The organism is Amycolatopsis sp. NPDC051373 (assembly GCF_040689465.1).
Taxonomy (GTDB): Bacteria; Actinomycetota; Actinomycetes; order Mycobacteriales; family Pseudonocardiaceae; genus Amycolatopsis.
Genome location: NZ_JBFBAE010000004.1, coordinates 401445 through 419056 on the forward strand (window position 1 = coordinate 401445; position 17612 = coordinate 419056).

Below are 17612 nucleotides of genomic sequence, written 5' to 3' on the forward strand. Positions count from 1 at the left end.
CCCTACGGTGGACCCGCGGGAACGACCGCCGAGCGGGTGACGAGGAGGGCGCATGACGGCCACCGCCGAGGTGACGCAGGAGGAGCCGGCCGCGCTGGGGGCAGGGTTGTCGCGGCGGAAGATCAACGCGGTGTTCGGCGCGGTGCTGCTCGGCATGCTGCTCGCGGCGCTGGACCAGACGATCGTGGGCACGGCGTTGCCCACGATCGTGGGTGACCTCGGCGGGGCGGGGCACCTGTCGTGGGTCGTCACCGCGTACCTGCTGGCCGAGACAATCATGACCGTGGTCGTCGGCAAGCTCGGCGATCTGTTCGGGCGCAAGCTGATGTTCCAGCTGTCGGTCGTGATCTTCGGGGTCGGGTCCTTCTTCTGCGGCTTCGCCGACAGCATGGTGTGGCTCATCGTGTGGCGGGCCGTGCAGGGGCTGGGCGGCGGTGGCCTCATGGTGACCTCGACGGCGCTCATCGCCGACGTCGTGCCGCTGCGCGAGCGCGGCAAGTACCAGGGCGCGCTCGGCTCGGTGTTCGGCGTGGTGACCGTGGCCGGGCCGATGCTCGGCGGCTTCTTCGTGGACCACCTGTCGTGGCGCTGGGCGTTCTACGTGAACATCCCGCTGGTCGTCGTGGTGCTCATCGTGGCCGCGTCCGCGATGCCCAACGCGCGTGCCGCCCTCAAGCCCGTGATCGACTACCTCGGCATCCTGCTCATCGGCCTCGCCGCCACCGGGCTGACGCTCGTCACGAGCTGGGGCGGCACCACCTACGCGTGGGGCTCGCCGACGATCATCGGGATGGCGATCGGCTCGATCGTGCTGCTCGGGCTCTTCGTACTGGTGGAGCTCCGGGCGAAAGAACCGATGCTGCCGATGCGGCTGTTCCGCAACCCCGTGTTCACCGTGGCCGGCATCATGAGCTTCGTCGTCGGCTTCGCGATGCTCGGGGCGCTGTCCTACCTGCCCACTTACATGCAGTACGTGCAAGGCGTCTCGGCGACGTCGTCCGGGGTGCGGCTGCTGCCCATGGTGCTGGCGCTGCTGTTCGCGTCGATCCTGTCGGGCAACCTCGTGAGCCGCACCGGCCGGTACAAGATCTTCCCGCTGGTGGGCTCCGCCTTGATGACGGCCGGGCTCTACCTGCTCTCGCGCCTGGGCCCGGACACCGGGTTCTGGGAGTCGGCGCTGTACATGGCGGTGCTGGGTCTCGGGATCGGCCTCGGCATGCAGGTCCTCACCATCGCGGTGCAGAACACGGTCGACTACCGCGACCTCGGCGTCGCGACGTCCGGTGTCACGTTCCTGCGGTCGATCGGCAGCTCGTTCGGCGCGGCGATCTTCGGCACGGTCTACGCCAACCAGCTCGGCCCGAACCTGGCCCACGCTCTCGCGGCGCACCCCCTGCCGCCGGGAGTCGATCCGCGGGCGACGCAGGTGCCGCAGGCGTTGCACCAGCTTCCCCCGGCGGTGTCACAGCCCGTGATCGCCGCGTACAGCGATTCACTGCATGTGGTGTTCTTGTCCGCCGCTCCGGTGGGCCTCGTCGCGCTGGCGCTGGCGTTCTTCCTGAAGGAAGTGCCGCTGCGGGACACGTCCAGGGCGGCCGCGCCCGACCTCGGCGACGGGTTCGCGATGCCCGAGGCGCGTGACCACGATCGCGAGCTGGAACGGGCTGTCGCCACGCTCTTCTTTCGCGAGCGGCGCAAGGTCGCGCCCGCCATCGCGGCGCGCTCCGGTTCCGAGCTCGACCACGGCGGCCTGTGGTGCCTCGTGCAGGTCCACCTGCGTGAACGCCGTGGCGAACCGGCGACGCTCACGGCGATCGGGCAGCACTACGGCGTGCCCCCACAGGTACTGGAACCCGCGTTCGCGCGGCTGGAGCTCACCGGGTACCTCAGGTTCTCCGGCGGGAGCTGGGCGCTCACCGCGGCCGGGCGCGAGGAGTTCGGCAAGCTCGTGCGCGCCTGGCGCGACTGGCTGGCCGAGCGGCTCGCCGACTGGGGCACCGGCGACCGCGCCGAGCTCGACGCCGCGATCGGCCGCGTCGCCGCGCGCATGCTCGACCAGAGCGCTGACGCTGAGCGCACGGGCCGCCACGCTCTGGTCTGAAAGAACCGGGACGTTACGGGCGGGGCGTTAACATCGCCGGAACGAATACCCCCTATTGTTCCCGGACCATGTCGGTGGATGAGTCAGTGGTCACGATCCCGGAAGATGCGGACAGCCGTGTCGAGCCCCGATCCAGGAGTGCCGTACGGTCACGCTCCGTGCGCTTCCGTTGGCTGCCCTGGGCCGCGGCCATCCTGGGCCTGTTGTCGTTCTTCCTCGTGCGGGGGAGCCTGACCGACGACGGGTACATCACCCTCGCCTACGCCAAGAACCTCGCGCTCCACGGCGAGTGGTCGCTGGTGCCGGGCATCACGGCGAACTCGGCGACCTCGCCGCTCGACGTGTTGTTGCTCGGGCTCCTCACGCTCGTCACGCGCATCAGCGGCGCGGCTCACCCGGTGGTCGCGCTGGGCGCGCTCACCGTGCTCTCATCCGCCGCCATCGGCTGGGCGTGGCAGCGCCTGGCGCGCTCGTTCGGGCTGGCGACGTGGGTCGGCCTGCTCGGCGTGGTGATCGTGGTCGTGAACCCGTTCCTGCTCTCGGCCACGGGCCTCGAGGTCCTGCTGGTGCCGGCGATCCTCCTGTGGCTCACGGTGTTCGCCGTCGAGGGCCGGCCGGTCCTGTTCGGGGTGTTCGCGGCGCTGACGGTGCTCACCCGTCTCGACCTGGTCGTGTTCGTCCTCATCATCACGTTCAGCACGCGCGCCATCCGGCAGCACTTCTGGCGCGCGTTCGGCACGGCCGTGCTGGTCGCCGCGCCGTGGTTCCTGTTCAGCTGGTTCGCGCTCGGCTCGTTCATCCCCGACACCCTGGTCATCAAGCAGGACCAGGAAGGCCTCTTCGGCGCTTGGGGCTACTTCAGCGGCCCGGTGATGTACTTCCTGTACCAGCCGGTGACGGTGATCTTCACGTTCGCGGCGGCGGTCGCGGGCACCGTGGTCCTGCTGGCCTGGCTCGGGCTGCGTTTCGCGCGTCGCTGGGACGACTTCCCGGCTCTCGCGCCGGTCGTCGGGCTCGGCCTGGGCGGCGTCGTCTACTACATCGTGTACTCGACGCTCGGCGTCGGCCCGTACCACTGGTACTACGTGACGCCGACGGCCACGATCGGGTCGTTCGCCGTGCTCATGACCGGCATCTGGCTCGCGGAGTCCGGCCGGCGGCCGGGGCTGCGCAAAGCCGCACCGCTCACGGCGCTGGGCCTGGCCTGGGTGACCGCGCTCGGCATGGTGTCGATCGACCTCGCGCAGGGCGTGCCGTGGTCCTCGCCGGTCATCTTCGGCAACTGGGCGAGCTCGACCGACTACGCCCGGGTGGGCCGCGAGCTCGGGCAGCGGCTCAACGGCGCGTCGGTGGCGGGGCCGGGGGAGATCGGCACGCTCGCCTACTACTGCGACTGCCAGATCCTCGACGTGTTCTCCGACCGCAGCCAGGTCGCGTCGATCGTGCGCAAGCGGATCGCGGAGGACGGGACCGTCTCGCGGCTCGGCCTGCGCATCAACTACCACTGGTTCGACCGGAATCAGCCGCCGCGCCAGGTAGACTACCGGCTTCTTTACGGCAAGGGCCCGGCTTCGGGACCCGACTCGTGGACGGTGTACTCGGCCGCCAAGGGCATCGGGCACTTCACGCTGGAGCCCGCGCGCTGAGACCCTGCCCGACCCCTCCCGACGAGGAGTCCGCGTGGCATCGACCAGCACCACCGCACCCGGCGACGTCGAGGACGCCGGACCGGCACCACGCCGCCACGGCGTGCTCGCGCTCGTGGTCGCCGTGCTCTCGGCCGGCGCGTTCGCGTTGTTCCGCAACCACCTGATCGACGACACCTTCATCACGCTCTCCTACGCCCGCAACCTCGCGTTCCACGGGCACTGGGGCCTGATCGAGCTGGGCACGTCGAACACGGCGACCTCGCCCTTGAGCGTGCTGGTGCTGGCCGGGCTGACGCTGGTGGTGCGCGACGCCGTGCCGGCCGCGGCGATCCTATACGTGCTGTGCCAGGTCGTGATCGCCGGCGGCCTGGCCCGCCTGGGTGACCGCGCGGGCCTGCCGCGGTGGTTCTCGCCGCTGGCCGTCGCGCTGCTCACCGTGAACCCGCTGCTGATCTCGTCGATCGGGCTCGAGGTCGAGTTCGGCGTGGCGGCGGTGGTGTGCCTGCTGGTGTTCTCGGCCGAGCGGCGGCCGGTGCTCGTCGGCGTGGCCACCGGCGTGCTCGTGCTCATCCGGGTGGACCTGGTGCTGATCGCGATCGTGGTGGTCCTCCTGCGGGCGCGGTTCTGGGCCGGGCTCGGCAAGTCGGTGCTGGCGGCGGTGGTCGTCGCGCTGCCGTGGTTCGTGGTCAGCTGGTTCGTGCTCGGTTCCGCGGTGCCGGACACGCTGATCATCAAAACGCTGCAGAAGTCCTGGGGCGCCTACGGGTTCTCGAACGGCCCGGCGCTGTACGAGAGCGTTTTCCCTGGGGCGACGTGGCTTTCGTTCCTCCCGGCGGCGCTGGGCGCGGTGGCTTTCGCGGTGTGGCTCCTCACGCTGGTGCGGCGCGGCCCCGCGGCGAGGACGCTGCTGCCGTTCGCGGCGCTGGTGCCCGCTGGGGTCGTGCACTACCTGGCGTACTCGCGGCTGCACGTACCGCCTTATCACTGGTACTACGCGCCGAGCATCGCCGTGACCACGCTCTTCTTCGCCGCAGCGGTCGCCGCCGTGGCCGGGTGCGCACCGGCGGTGGCCCGCTGGGCGGCCGGGGCGCCCGCCGTGCTGGCGGCGGTCGGGCTCGTGATCGTGAGCGCGGCGTTCTACGCCTGGGGTGGGCTGCCGCGGCCGTTCGCGCCGATCATGTCCAACCACACCACCACCACCCAGTACGAGCGAATCGGGCCGGAGCTGGGCCGGCTCGTCGGTACCGGCACGGTGCGCAGTGGCGGCGAGATCGGTGTGCTCGCGTACAGCTGCGGCTGCTCGATCGTGGACCTGTTCGACGACCGCGGCGCGGTCGGCCCGGCGATCGCGCAGCGCGAGGCGACGATGGGGTCGTTCGGCCGCAAGCTCGTCGACCTCAACTTCCGCTACTTCGACTACGGAGCGGTGGCCGTGAAGCCCGAGTACGCGCTGGTCCCGACCCCGGTCGGCGCGGCCGCACCGGCGAACGTGCTGGCAAAGTGGCGGATCGCGTCGCCGTGGGCCGGCGAGCAGGTGCTCTACCTCGTGCGCGGCGACGGGACCTGACGTGGGCCGGGCCGTGGCTCCCGCGCGTCTCCCGGCCGAGCCGGGGGAGCCCGCGAGACGAGGCCGTGGCCGGGCAGTGCTGTGGCCGGCCACGGTGGCCGTGGTCTCCGCCGTGGTGTTCCTCGGCGTCAAGGGAAGCCTGATCGACGATTCGTTCATCACGCTCGGGTACGCGCGTAACCTCGCCGAGCATTTCCACTGGGGACTGGTCGAGGCCGAGACGGCGAACTCGGCGACTTCGCCGCTGAACGTCCTGTTGCTCGCGCTCGGCGGCACGCTCACGCGGGTCGCGGGCGGCCAGGTCCACCCGGTGGTCGGCGCGGGACTCGTGTTCGTGGCGGAGATGACGGCCGTGGGCTGGGGGTTCGCGCGCATCACCCGGGCGCTGCGGCTGCCGTTTTTCACGGCTGTGGCGGGGACGGCGGCGATCCTGGTCAACCCGTTCGTTTTGTCGGCGACCGGGCTGGAGGTGCACCTGATTTCGGCGGCGCTGGTCCTGCTCACGGCGTACGCGCTGGAAGGCCGGGCGATCGGGTTCGGCGTGGTGGCCGGGCTCGCGGTGCTGGTGCGGCTGGATCTGGTGGTCTTCGTGGTGCTGTTCGCGCTGGGGGTCGGGGCGCTGCGGGGCCGGCTGCTGCCCGTGGTGGGCGTGGCGCTCGCGGTGTGCCTGCCGTGGTTCGTCTTCAGCTGGCTCGCACTCGGCTCGGCGATCCCCGACACCTTCCTGATCAAGACGACGCAGGGCGCGTTCGGCGAGTACACCTACGGCAACGGGCCGGAGTACTACCTCGACCCGAAGCGCTGGAAGGCGACGCTGGTGGCGTTCGCGCCGGCTGCCACCGGGCTGGTGGCGCTGCTCGGCTGGCTGGGGTGGCTCGTGGTGCGCCGGGAACAGGCCGCCCGGTTCGGACCGGTGGGCGTGCTGGGTGTGGGAGGGCTGGCGTACTACGGTGCGTACTCGCTGCTCGGCGTGCCGCCCTACCAGTGGTACTACGTGGCGCCGATCGTCGCGCTCACGGTCGTGTTCGTGGTCGCAGCCGGGTGGCTGGCCCGCGGCGGCGCGTTCCGGGTGGCCGTGGCGATCCTGGCGTTGGCGCTCGCGGTGCTGCCGGCCGGATACCTCGACGTGCACCGCGGGGTGCCCTGGACGGCGCCGCCGATCTTCGGCAACTGGGCCACGGCGGCGGACTACGCCCGTGTCGGCCGGGAAATCGGCGCGCTGGTCGGCGACGCGACGGTGGCGGCCCCGCCCGAGATCGGCACCCTCGCGTACTTCTGCGAGTGCGCGATGGTCGACACGTTCGCCGACCAGGGCCGCGTCGTCCCGCTGGTGGCGCAGCGCATCGCGGCGGCGGGACCGGTCGGCGGATTCCTGCTGCGGCTGGACTACCACTGGCTCGACCGCGCCCGCCGGCCCCGGCCCGTGGACTACCACCTCGACTGGAGCTGGACGCCGATCTCCGGGCCGGACACGTGGCACCTGTCCTCACCGGCGACGGGCAACGGCTGGGTGCGGCTCGTGCGGATCTGATCGCGCCCGCGCCCCGCAGCGGTTACCGTCACGGCATGGCGAAAGACTCGGCGGTGGAGGTCGCGGTCGGGGACCGCATGGTGCGCATCTCCAACCCGGACCGGGTGTACTTCCCGGCCCGGGGCGAGACGAAGCTGGACCTGGTGAACTACTACCTCTCGGTCGGCGAGGGCATCGTGCGCGCCCTGCGGGAGCGTCCGTGCATGCTGCACCGGTTCCCTTCAGGCGTCGCGGGGGAGAAGGTGCACCAGAAGCGCGTGCCGAACGGCGCGCCGCCGTGGCTGGAGACCGTGCGGGTGCACTTCCCTCGCTACGGCCGCTACGCCGACGAGCTGTGCGTGACGGAGGCGGCGCACGTCGCGTGGGCAGTGCAGATGTCCACTGTGGAGTTCCACCCGTGGAACTCGCGTCGCGCGGACACGGAAAAGCCTGACGAGTGGCGGATCGACCTCGACCCGATGCCCGACTGTCCCTTCGACACGGTCCGCAGCGTCGCGCACGTCGTCCACGAGGTGCTGGACGAGCTCGGCGCCGTCGGCTGGCCGAAAACCTCCGGCGGGAGCGGGCTGCACGTCTACGTGCGCATCGAACCCCGCTGGGGCTTCGCCGACGTGCGCCGCGCGGCGCTGGCCTTCGCGCGCGAAGTGGAGCGGCGCGCGCCAGACGAGGTGACGACCACGTGGTGGCGCAAAGACCGCGATCCGAAGAAGCTATTCGTGGACTACAACCAGAACGCGCGTGATCACACGATCGCCAGCGCGTACTCCGTGCGCGGCGTGCCGGAGGGCACCGTGTCGACGCCCATCCGCTGGGACGAGGTCGACGACGTCGAGCCGCGCGAGTGCACCATCGCCACAGTGCCCGCGCGCTTCGCCGAGCTGGGCGACCTCCACGCGGGCATCGACGACGCGGTGTTCTCACTGGAGCCCCTGCTCGAATGGGCCGATCGCGACGGGTTGGAAGCCGACGACTCTTGATGATCAGGCAATCCGGGAGGCGGCAGCTCCGTTGTGCAGGAAGCGGGCGCGGCCGTGCTGGTCCGAGCCGACCAGGGACAGGACCTGGTGGCCGTCGAACTTCGGCTCGAGCGTGATGATCGTGCTGTCGCCGAGGCGGACGACCTCGACGCGGTTCTCGCGCTTGCCGAGGAGGGTCGCGGCGCGCTCGTTTCGGGGGCGGTAGGTGAGGGACGAGCGGCCGTTCTCGGCGGTGAGGGCGATGTCGTACAGCGTGGTGCGGTACGTGCCGCACATGCGGTCCGCGTCGATCGGAGCGGGGTTCGCGGGCGGCACGGAAAGCGGTGCCGTCCCGACGCCGGCGAGCTCCCCGAGCACCGCGCTGAAGATCTCGTGCGCCAGTGGCTCACTGCCCGCGCTGTTGGTCAGCACCGCCACCGCGACGCCGGCCGAGGGGACGACGCGCAGGAACGCCTTCTGTCCTTTGGAGACGCCGGTGTGGCCGAGCACGCCGTCCTGGTAGAGCATCCAGCCGAGCCCCCAGCCGAGGATGCCGCCACCGAAGTCCGGGACGGACTCGAGCTGGGGTTCGCGCAGGGCCGCGAGCGTCTCGTCGGTGAGGTGCAGGCGGACGAACTCCAGCAGGTCGCGGGCACTCATCGCGAGGTGCGAGCCGCTGGGCACGCAGTGGTAGCGGACCGCCCACGACGGGGTGGGCAAGAGCTGTCCGCCGGCCTCGACGTGGCCGACCGCGGCGCGGTGCAGGATCGCCTCGTACGGGTCGGTGGCGACGGTCTGCAGGCCCAGCGGTGTCACGAGGTGATCGCGCAATGCGGCGTGGAAGGGCTTGCCGCGCAACACTTCCACGAGCCGGCCGAGCAGCGCGTACCCGCTGTTGGAGTAGGAGAAGAGGGCGCCCGGCGGGAGGAGCTGGTCCGCGTCGGCCAGAGCGGCGACGAACTTCTCGATGGCGTCGTCGTTGCGACCGGCATCGACGTAGTGGTTGCCGTCGAGGCCGCCGGTGTGGGTGAGCAGGTGGCGGGCGGTCAGCGACGCGGTGGCGACCGGGTCGCTCAGTCGGAAACCGGGCACGTACTCGCGAACGGGATGGTCGAGATCCAGCACGCCCTCGTTCACCAGTTGCCGGACCAGGGTCGCGGTCCAGATCTTGGTGATCGAGCCGATCTTGAACACCGAGTCCGTCGTGGCCTCGACTCCCGTGCGCAGGCTCAGCACGCCCGCGGCCTCGTCCCTGATCTTTCCGCCGGCCAGCACCGCCACCTGCGCGCCCGGCACGTCGTACTTCGTGATGAGCTCGCCCAGGTTCCACCCCACCCCGCCAACCTAGCGGCCGTTCCGGGACGGACTGGGCGAGCACACTCCGCCGACCCTACCCGCGAGATCGCGCCGGCTTCCCGATTGTGCGGTGCGATCGGCCCCCGGCCGATCCGACCGCACAATCGGGAAGCCGGCTCAAAGGCGATCTCGCCCGCCCCGACGGAGTCGGGGCCAAAAATTTACAGCCGTTCGATGATCGTCGCGTTGGCCAGGCCGCCGGCTTCGCACATGGTTTGCAGGCCGTAGCGGCCGCCGGTCTGCTCGAGTACCGACAGCAGCGTCGTCATCAGGCGCCCGCCGCTGGCACCGAGCGGATGGCCGATCGAGATGGCGCCGCCGTTGACGTTGACCTTGTTCAGGTCCGCGCCGAGCTCCGCCTGCCACGCCAGCACGACGCTGGCGAACGCTTCGTTGACCTCGAACGCGTCGATGTCCGACAGCTTCAGGCCCGCGCGGTCGAGCACCTTGCGGGTCGCCGGGATCACGCCGGTGAGCATGTAGAGCGGGTCGTCGCCGACCACCGAGAACGAGTGCAGGCGCGCCCTCGGCTTGAGGCCGAGCTTCTTCGCCGTGTCGCTGCTGGTGATGAGCACCGCGGACGCGCCGTCGTTGATCGGCGAGGAGTTGCCCGCCGTCACGCGCCAGTCGATCTGCGGGAAGCGCTCGGACCACAGGTCGGCCTTGAACGCCGGCTTGAGGCCCGCGAGGACCTCGGGCGTGGTGCCCGGGCGCACCGACTCGTCGGTGGTCACGTCGACGAGCGTGCCGTCGGGGCCCGGCGCCTTGAGTGCGGCGACCTCGCCGGCGAACTTGCCGTCGGCCCAGGCCTGGGCCGCGCGGCGGTGGCTCTCGGCGGAGTACGCGTCGAGCTGCTCGCGCGAGAAGCCCCACTTGGCGGCGATGAGCTCCGCGCTGATGCCCTGTGGCACGAGGCCTTCGGGATAGCGGGCCGCGACACCGGCGCCGAACGGGTCCTTGCCGGCCATCTGGCTGCCCATCGGCACGCGGCCCATGGACTCGATGCCGGAGGCGATGGCGATGTCGTACGCGCCGCTCAGTACACCCTGCGCGGCGAAGTGGATGGCCTGCTGGCTGCTGCCGCACTGGCGGTCGACAGTCACGGCGGGCACCGACTCCGGCAGCCCTGCGGCGAGCGCGGCCCAGCGCGCGGTGTTCATGCTCTGCTCGCCGATCTGCCCGACCGCGCCGCTGATCACGTCGTCGACCAGCGCGGGGTCGATGCCGGTGCGTTCGACCAGCGACCGGATGGCGTGCGCGTGCAGGTCGACCGGGTGGACCCCCGCCAGCTTCCCCGTGGGCTTGCCCTTGCCGATCGGTGTCCGAACCGCGTCGACGATGACCGCGTCCCTCATGACCTGCCTCCTCGCATAGCCGCTTGATCCCGTTGTACGCCTTATGGGTTTGATAACACAACTCACTCGGCGAAGGCTGTCGGCCACCTCACACCCTCCTGGTGACGTGCTAGGTTGGAAATTCCTGCTGGGGTGTAACGGAGGTGGGACGGATGGCAACGCGAGGCCGGGAGTGCTCGATCGCGGACGCACTGGAGGTGGTCGGCGAGCGGTGGAGTCTGCTCGCGCTCCGGGAGGTCCTGCTGGGCGAGCGGCGGTTCAACCAGATCGCGGAGAACACCGGGGCCAGCCGCGACATCCTGGCGGCGCGGCTGCGCAAGCTGGTCGACGCCGGCGTGCTCGAGAAGCGCCAGTACGAGGACCACCCGCCGCGCTTCGAGTACCTGCCGACGGAGTCCGCGAAGGCGCTCCAGCCGGTGCTGCTCGGCCTGATGCAGTGGGGCGACCGGTTCATCCGCCAGGGCCCGCCGCCGACTGTGTACGAGCACGACTGCGGTGAAAAGCTGCACGTGAAGAGCGTGTGCGCAGATTGCGGCGAGCCGATCGCGTCGAAAGGCCTGCACGCGGTCCGCGTGGGCGCGGTGCGCTGATCTTCCGGTGAACCACACGGCTTCCGGGCCGGGCGGGCGCGTGCCAGGATGGCCGCGGAAGCCGTCCGGCCGGGCGGTGGTGCCGGGAAGGGGCGGCGTGCCGGAACGGATCCTGGTGACCGGCGGGACCGGTCAGCTCGGCAGGGTGGTCGTCGAACGCCTGAGGGCGGCGGGGGAGCAGGTGCGCGCGCTGAGCCGCCGGCGCCGCGGCGGAGGCGGCGCCGAATGGGTCGTCGGGGACCTGCGCTCCGGGCGCGGGATCGACACCGCGCTGGCGGGCTGCGACGTCGTTCTGCACTGCGCCACCGACTACCGGCACGAGGTCGCCACGATGCGCACGCTCGTCGAGGCCGCGCGCTGGACGGGCAACCCGCCGCACGTCGTGTACGTGTCCATCGTCGGCGTCGACCGCGTGCCGCTCGGCTACTACGCGGCGAAACTCGCCGCGGAGGAGGTGCTCGCGAGTTCCGGGCTGCCGCACACGATCCAGCGCGCGACGCAGTTCCACGCGCTCGTGCGCGCCGTGCTCGCGGGCGCGGCCCGGCTGCCCGTCGTCCCGGTGCCGCGGTGGCGGTTCCAGCCCGTCGATGTGCGCGACCTCGCGGTGCGCCTGGCCGAGCTCGCCAAGGCGGAGCCCGCGGGCCGGGTGCCGGACTTCGGCGGGCCGGAGGTGCTGGCGGCGGCGGACCTGGCGAAGGCGGTGCTCGCGGCGAGTGGCCGGACCAAGCGCGTGCTGCCGGTACGGCTGCCCGGCGCGTTGTTCCGCGCGTACGCCGAGGGTGGCAACCTCGCGTCTGGCCACGCCGACGGGGTGATCACCTTCCGGCAGTACCTGGCGGAGCAGCCGAATCCGGTGGCTCTGCGCTACCACTGACTGCGCGCGGCGTGACCAGCAGCTTCAACACGTCGGCGAAGAGCGAGTCCGGCACCGCCGACGCTTCGACGCCGCGCTCCACCGCGAGCCCGTTGGACAGCGCCAGCACCACCACGGCGAGCTGCTCCGGCGGCAGCGGAAGCTTGACGCCGTGCTGGGCCGCGGCCCGCGTGATGGCCGCGGTGATGGCGTCGCGCAGCTGTGCCCGGCGCAACGCGAGTCCCTTGTGGACGGCGGGGTTGCGCATCGCGATTCCCCAGTACTCCAGTAGAAGCCGGTGCCACGTCGCGTCCGTGTCGACACCCGCGGCCAGTCGCGCGCCCGCCTCCGCGGTGGCCTCGCCGAGATCGCTCAGCTCGTCGAACGCCGTGGTGGCCGAACGCATGCGCTCGACGATGTGCTCTTCCATGATGGTGAGCACGAGGTCGTCGCGGCCCTCGAAGTTCGAGTAGACCGCACCCTTGGTGAGGCCGGCCGCCGCGGCGATGTCGTTGAGCGACGTGGCCGCGATGCCCTGCCGGGCGAACACCTCGCCCGCGGCGTCGATGATCTTGCGTCGGGTCTCGGCGCGGCTCGGGCGACGGCGCGGGGTCCGCGAAGGGGCCATGAGCCGGAGACTACAGCTCCCCACCTGGACGTTTTTTCGTTGACTGTGATCCAAGTCATCTGGTAAGCCTCTGACTCGATACCGGTTGGTATTGAGTCAGAGGTTCCGTGCCCACCGTCAGCGTCGACATCCGCCGAAAGCTCTCCACCCTCGCCGTCGTCACCGCGATGGCCGCGACGGTCTTCACGGCCGCGCCGTCCGCCACCGCCGCGCCGTCGCCCGGAAATCCCGCGAGCGACCCGTTCTACGCCCAGCCCTCGCCGTTCCCGGAAGTCGCGCCGGGCACCGTGCTCGACTCGCGCCCGGTCACCATCCGGGCGCTGACCCTGCCCGTGCCGGTGCGCGCGTGGCAGGTGAAGTACCGCTCGACCGACACCTCTCCGGTCCGAGCACGCCGACGGGCCTGATCGGCTATTCGGGTGGTGCGCTCGCCAGTGAGTGGGCCACCGAGCTGCAGCCGCGGTACGCGCCGGAGCTGAAGTTCGCCGGGGTCGCCGCCGGCGGCGTGCCTGCGGACCTCGACTTCATCGCCCGCCGCATCGACGGCGGCCGTTCGCGGGGATCTACGTGGGCGCCGCCGTCGGGCTGGCCCGCGCGTACCCCGGGATCGACACGGACACGCTGCTCAACGCGCGCGGTAAGCAGGCGTTCGCCGAAGTCGGTGGACAGTGCATCGCGCAGTTCACGGTCGGACAGACGTTCCGGCGCATGCGGGACTACACGACCGTGCCGCAGCTGCTCGACGTGCCCGCGGTGAAACGCGTGATCGCCGAGAACACCATGGGGCGCTTCAAGCCCGGCTCGCCGGTCTACGTCTACCAGGGCGTGTTCGACGAACTTGCGTTCTCGCCGCCGGTGGACAAGCTCGTGCGCACGTACTGCGCGCAGGGCGCTGCGGTGCAGTACCGCCGGATCCCGATCGGCGACCACGTGACGGTGGCGGTGCAGGGCGCGCCCGGCGCGCTGGCCTACCTCGCCGACCGGCTGGCGGGCAAGCCCCACCCAGCACCTGCTGAGCGCGTCCGGGTGCCCCCCCGCCGGTGGAGGGACCGCCACCCGAGTCCTCCGAGGAGTTTGATCCGGCTCCGCCGGAAACCGATCCGCCTCCGTCGTTGGCGGGCAATAATTCCGAAGAATCTTGACCAGGTTCGGGCAGACATCCTATGTTTGGCGAGCTTCAGGCCTCGCTCACGGCCGGATTCCGCCTTCGACGACGAACGGACCTGTCATGTCGGACCTCTCCTCCCCGCCCTCCCGTCGGACCTTTCTCAAGCTCGGTGGCGCCGTCGGCGCGGGCTTCGCCTTGAGCGGGTTTCGCCCGTTCAAGGCGCAAGCGTCGCCCGCGCGACCGCCGTCCGCCAACCTCGTCTCGGACAACGCCGCGACCACGCTCTGGTACCCGGCGCCGGCTGTCGAGTCGCACGTGATCGAGCAGGCGTTGCCGATCGGTAATGGTCGGATCGGTGGCCTCGTCGGTGGCGACCCCGCAGCCGACTACGTGTACTTCACCGACTCGTCGCTCTGGACCGGCGGGCTCAACGACACGGTGCAGGACGACGGCCAGCTGCCCTACGGCAAGGACGACTTCGGCAGCTTCGGCCTCCTGGCCAAGGTGCGGCTGAAGTTGCCCGCCCACACCGGCGTCAGCGGCTACCGGCGAACCCTGGACCTCAGCAACGGCCTCGTCACGGCGACCTACGGCCTGCGTGGCGCGACCTACCGGCGCGAGGTCTACGCGAGCTACCCCGACGACGTCGTGGTGATCCGGCTGACGCAGCAGGGCGGCGGTTCCTACACCGGTTCGGTGACGCTGGAAGGCACTCGCGACGAGAAGCCGACGGCGGGCGGCGGCGCCGTATCGCTCGGCGGCACCTTCGCGAACGGCCTGAAGTACAGCAGCGCCGTCACGGCCGCGTCGAAGGGTGGGCGCGTCGCCGTTTCGGGTACGGAGGTGACCTTCACCGGCTGCAGCGAAGTGGTGATCGTGGTCTGCGGTGGCACGAACTACGTTCCCGACGCCGCGCGGCACTACCTCGACGCCGGGGCGAACCCGGCTTCCGTGGCTGTCGGCAAGGTGAACGCCGCGGCCGCCGCGTCCGGCACCGCGCTGCTCGCGACCCACGTGCAGGACTACCGCAAGCTGTTCGACCGGATGAAGGTCGACCTCGGGCAGTCGCCGGCCAACCGGCGCACGCTCGACTCGTGGTCGCGCATCGCGGTGCGCTACACCGACCCGGGCACGCCAGACCCGGAGCTCGAGGCGAGCTACGTGCAGTTCGGCCGTTACCTGACGATCACCGGCTCCCGCAGCGGTCTCCCGATCAGCCTCCAGGGCCTGTGGCTCAACAACAACTCGCCCGACTGGTACAGCGACTACCACACCGACATCAACCTGGAGATGAACTACTGGCTCGCCGACCGCGCGGGCCTGAAGGAGTGCTTCACCGCGCTGGCGGACTACTGCCTCGCGCAACTGCCCTCGTGGACCGACACGACGAAGCGGCTGTTCAACGACCCGCGCAACCGGTTCCGCAACAGCACCGGCAAGATCGCCGGCTGGGCGATCGCGTTCTCCACCAACATCTACGGCGGCTCCGGCTGGGCGTGGCACCCGGCGGGCAACGCGTGGCTGTGCAACAACCTGTGGGACCACTACGAGTTCACCCAGGACAAGGCCTACCTCGCGAAGGTCTACCCGGTGCTCAAGGGCGCGACGGAATTCTGGGAGGCGCGCCTGGTCACGAAGAACATCGACGGCAAGGACTACCTGGTCAGCGACACCGACTGGTCGCCCGAGCACGGCCCGGACGCACAGGGCAACACCTACTCCCAGGAGCTCGTCCACGACCTGTTCGGGCACTTCACGCAGGCGACGCAGATTCTCGGGCGCGACGGCGACTACGGCAAGACGATCACGGGGATGCGCGACCGGCTGCACCTGCCGACCGTCAGCCCGGTCACCGGCTGGCTGCAGGAGTGGCTCTCGCCGGAGAACCTGGGGGAGACCACCCACCGGCACCTCTCGCCACTCATCGGGTTCTTCCCCGGCGACCGCATCAACACCGACACCGCGTCGAAGGAACTGATCGACGGCGTGCGCAACCTGCTGATCGCCCGCGGGATGGACACCTTCGGCTGGGGCTGCGCATGGCGCTCGGCGTGCTGGGCCCGGCTCAAGGACGCCGACCGCGCGTACCAGCTCTTCCTCACGGTGCTGCGGCCCTCGTTCAACAACGGCAACGGCACGGCGGCCAACTTCTTCGACATGTACAGCCAGGGCAGCTACACGATCTTCCAGATCGACGCGAATCTCGGCGGGCCGGCCGCGGTGCTGGAAATGCTGCTGTACTCGCGCTCCGGCGTGATCGAGCTCCTGCCCGCGCTGCCGTCGGCCTGGGCGGGGTCCGGGCACGTGACCGGCATCGGCGCCCGCGGCGGGTTCGAGGTCGACCTCGAATGGCGGCGCGGCAAGGTCACGAAGGCGGTCGTGCGCAGCGTCGGCGGGACCGAGACCGAACTGCGCGCCGGTACCTGGAAGCAGCAGATCCGGCTGCGCCCGGGACAGTCGATCACCGTCACCCCGCGGTGACCGGACCGGCGCCGGAAGGTTCCCGTCCGTACCTTCCGGCGCCCGTGCCCCCGTCGATTCGACCTCGAACAGTGTAGCGTTCAACTATACGAGTCGGATGGATCGGAGCGGGCATGAACATCGCGTTGTGGATCGCGGCGGGGATTTCGGCAGTGCTGTACTTGGGGGCGGGCGGAATGAAGCTCGCCACGCCGCGGAAGAAGCTGCTCGAGAACCCCAACATGGGCTGGGTCGAGGACTTCTCGGACACCTCGGTGAAGCTGATCGCGCTCGCGGAGGTGCTCGGCGCGATCGGGCTGATCCTGCCGTGGGCTCTGGACATCGCGCCCGTCCTGACGCCGATCGCGGCGGTGGGCCTGGCGATCGTGGCCCTCGGCGCGATCGTGGTGCACGCGCGGCGCAAGGAACCGAAGGGTGTGCCGGTCAACGTGGTACTGCTGGTGCTGACCGTCTTCGTCGCCGTGGGCCGCTTCGCCGGCTGAGCGCGGCCTCACCCGGGCGTCGGTCTCGACCCGTCCGCGGAGCCGCGGCTGGCTTAGGCTGGGGCGGCGAGGGACGGAGGCCCGAGGTGGACGTCGATCTGCGGAAGGTGCGCTACTTCGTCGCCGTGGCCGAGGAACTGCACTTCGGCCGGGCGGCGGAGCGGTTGCACATCGCGCAGCCCGTGCTGTCACGCCAGATCAGGGCGCTGGAAGAGGAGCTGCGCGCGCAGCTGTTCGTGCGTGACCGGCGCTCGACGGAGCTCACGGCCGCCGGCCGGCAGCTGCTCGAGGACAGCCGGCCGATCCTCGCCTCGGCCGACGCGTTGCGGCGGCGCGTGGCGCTGGCCGCGCGCGGCGCTTCGACCTTCACCATCGGATTCATGCCCGGCATCACCGTGACCCAACCCGTGCGCGCGCTGACGGACCGGCATCCCGGCCTCGACGTGGAGCTGGTCCGGACCACGTGGGATGACCAGACCCAGGTGCTGCACGACGGCCGGGCCGACGTCGGCATCGTCCGGCTGCCGGTGGACCCGCGCGGGCTGACCGTGCGGCCGATGTTCAGCGAGCCGCGTGTGGCCATCCTGCCGGTGTCGCACCGCCTGGCGGGCAAGGAATCCGTCGACGTGGCCGATCTCGCCGACGAGCACCTGCTCAACGACCCGGACGCGGTGCCGGAATGGCGGGCCGTCGCGACCGAGCTTCGCGCCGGCGGCGCCGCGCGGCCCCGCGGGTTCCGCAGTATCGAGGAGAAGCTGGAGCACGTGGCCGCCGGTCTGGGCATCGCGATCGTGCCGCTGTCCACTTCGGAGTACTACACGCGCCCCGACGTCACCCACGTGCCGGTCGGCGACCTCCCGCCGGGCCAGGTCGCCTTGGCCTGGGTCGCCTCGCGGCGCTCGCGGCTGATCTACGAGTTCGCGGAGCTCGTCACAGCCTGACTGCGCGTGACGTG

At 70.9% G+C, this 17612-nt stretch carries 14 protein-coding genes and 1 pseudogene; 12 read left to right on the forward strand and 3 right to left on the reverse strand.

Going from position 1 to position 17612, the window contains the following annotated elements:
- Positions 1 to 52 precede the first annotated feature (52 nt).
- The 5 genes from AB0383_RS10305 to ligD all read left to right on the forward strand — a co-directional run bounded on the left by AB0383_RS10305 (position 53) and on the right by ligD (position 7825).
- Positions 53 to 2101, forward strand: coding sequence for an MDR family MFS transporter (locus AB0383_RS10305; protein ID WP_366186482.1), 2049 nt, complete (start codon positions 53 to 55; stop codon positions 2099 to 2101).
- Between the two features lie 158 nt (positions 2102 to 2259).
- Positions 2260 to 3747 carry a hypothetical protein gene (locus tag AB0383_RS10310; RefSeq protein ID WP_366186484.1) on the forward strand — a complete coding sequence of 496 codons (1488 nt, stop codon included), beginning with the start codon at positions 2260 to 2262 and terminating at the stop codon, positions 3745 to 3747.
- A 34-nt stretch (positions 3748 to 3781) separates the two neighbouring features.
- Positions 3782 to 5317: a hypothetical protein gene (locus tag AB0383_RS10315; protein ID WP_366186486.1), complete on the forward strand. Its 1536-nt coding sequence runs from the start codon at positions 3782 to 3784 to the stop codon at positions 5315 to 5317.
- Between the two features lie 76 nt (positions 5318 to 5393).
- The gene (locus tag AB0383_RS10320) at positions 5394 to 6848 is read left to right on the forward strand and encodes a hypothetical protein (RefSeq protein WP_366186488.1); all 1455 of its coding nucleotides are present in this window, start codon (positions 5394 to 5396) and stop codon (positions 6846 to 6848) included.
- Positions 6849 to 6883: 35 nt separating this feature from the next.
- Complete coding sequence (gene ligD / locus AB0383_RS10325; RefSeq protein WP_220240621.1) at positions 6884 to 7825, forward strand: non-homologous end-joining DNA ligase; 942 nt, start codon at positions 6884 to 6886, stop codon at positions 7823 to 7825.
- Between the two features lie 3 nt (positions 7826 to 7828).
- On the opposite strand, the gene AB0383_RS10330 is transcribed toward ligD, so the two are convergent.
- Together AB0383_RS10330 and AB0383_RS10335 are read right to left on the reverse strand one after the other, a co-directional pair.
- Positions 7829 to 9139 carry a serine hydrolase domain-containing protein gene (locus AB0383_RS10330; RefSeq protein ID WP_366186490.1) on the reverse strand — a complete coding sequence of 437 codons (1311 nt, stop codon included), beginning with the start codon at positions 9137 to 9139 and terminating at the stop codon, positions 7829 to 7831.
- Between the two features lie 182 nt (positions 9140 to 9321).
- Positions 9322 to 10515, reverse strand: a complete 1194-nt coding sequence (locus AB0383_RS10335) for a thiolase family protein (RefSeq protein WP_366186492.1) — start codon at positions 10513 to 10515, stop codon at positions 9322 to 9324.
- A 152-nt stretch (positions 10516 to 10667) separates the two neighbouring features.
- Between AB0383_RS10335 and AB0383_RS10340 the strand changes: the two genes are divergently transcribed.
- A complete protein-coding gene (locus tag AB0383_RS10340; RefSeq protein ID WP_364177792.1) occupies positions 10668 to 11105 on the forward strand; it encodes a helix-turn-helix domain-containing protein in 438 nt (145 codons plus the stop codon).
- 97 nt (positions 11106 to 11202) lie between these two features.
- Complete coding sequence (locus AB0383_RS10345; protein ID WP_364177789.1) at positions 11203 to 11979, forward strand: NAD(P)H-binding protein; 777 nt, start codon at positions 11203 to 11205, stop codon at positions 11977 to 11979.
- Here the strand turns inward: AB0383_RS10345 and AB0383_RS10350 are convergent.
- A complete protein-coding gene (locus AB0383_RS10350; RefSeq protein ID WP_366186494.1) occupies positions 11921 to 12586 on the reverse strand; it encodes a TetR family transcriptional regulator in 666 nt (221 codons plus the stop codon). The two genes, AB0383_RS10345 and AB0383_RS10350, sit on opposite strands and share 59 nt — an antisense overlap.
- Positions 12587 to 12693: 107 nt before the next feature.
- Between AB0383_RS10350 and AB0383_RS10355 the strand changes: the two genes are divergently transcribed.
- The 5 genes and pseudogenes from AB0383_RS10355 (at position 12694) to AB0383_RS10375 (ending at position 17598) form a co-directional block, all read left to right on the forward strand.
- Positions 12694 to 12993 carry a hypothetical protein gene (locus AB0383_RS10355; RefSeq protein ID WP_366186496.1) on the forward strand — a complete coding sequence of 100 codons (300 nt, stop codon included), beginning with the start codon at positions 12694 to 12696 and terminating at the stop codon, positions 12991 to 12993.
- Positions 12933 to 13525: pseudogene (locus tag AB0383_RS10360) on the forward strand (lipase family protein); the annotation flags it as partial. The gene AB0383_RS10355 and the pseudogene AB0383_RS10360, both read left to right, overlap by 61 nt.
- Before the next feature lie 289 nt (positions 13526 to 13814).
- Positions 13815 to 16175: a glycoside hydrolase N-terminal domain-containing protein gene (locus tag AB0383_RS10365; RefSeq protein WP_364177778.1), complete on the forward strand. Its 2361-nt coding sequence runs from the start codon at positions 13815 to 13817 to the stop codon at positions 16173 to 16175.
- 113 nt (positions 16176 to 16288) lie between these two features.
- Positions 16289 to 16657, forward strand: a complete 369-nt coding sequence (locus AB0383_RS10370) for a DoxX family protein (protein ID WP_220240630.1) — start codon at positions 16289 to 16291, stop codon at positions 16655 to 16657.
- 86 nt (positions 16658 to 16743) lie between these two features.
- On the forward strand, positions 16744 to 17598 hold the full coding sequence (locus AB0383_RS10375; protein WP_364177775.1) for a LysR substrate-binding domain-containing protein: 855 nt from the start codon (positions 16744 to 16746) through the stop codon (positions 17596 to 17598).
- The last annotated feature ends 14 nt before the right edge of the window (positions 17599 to 17612 follow it).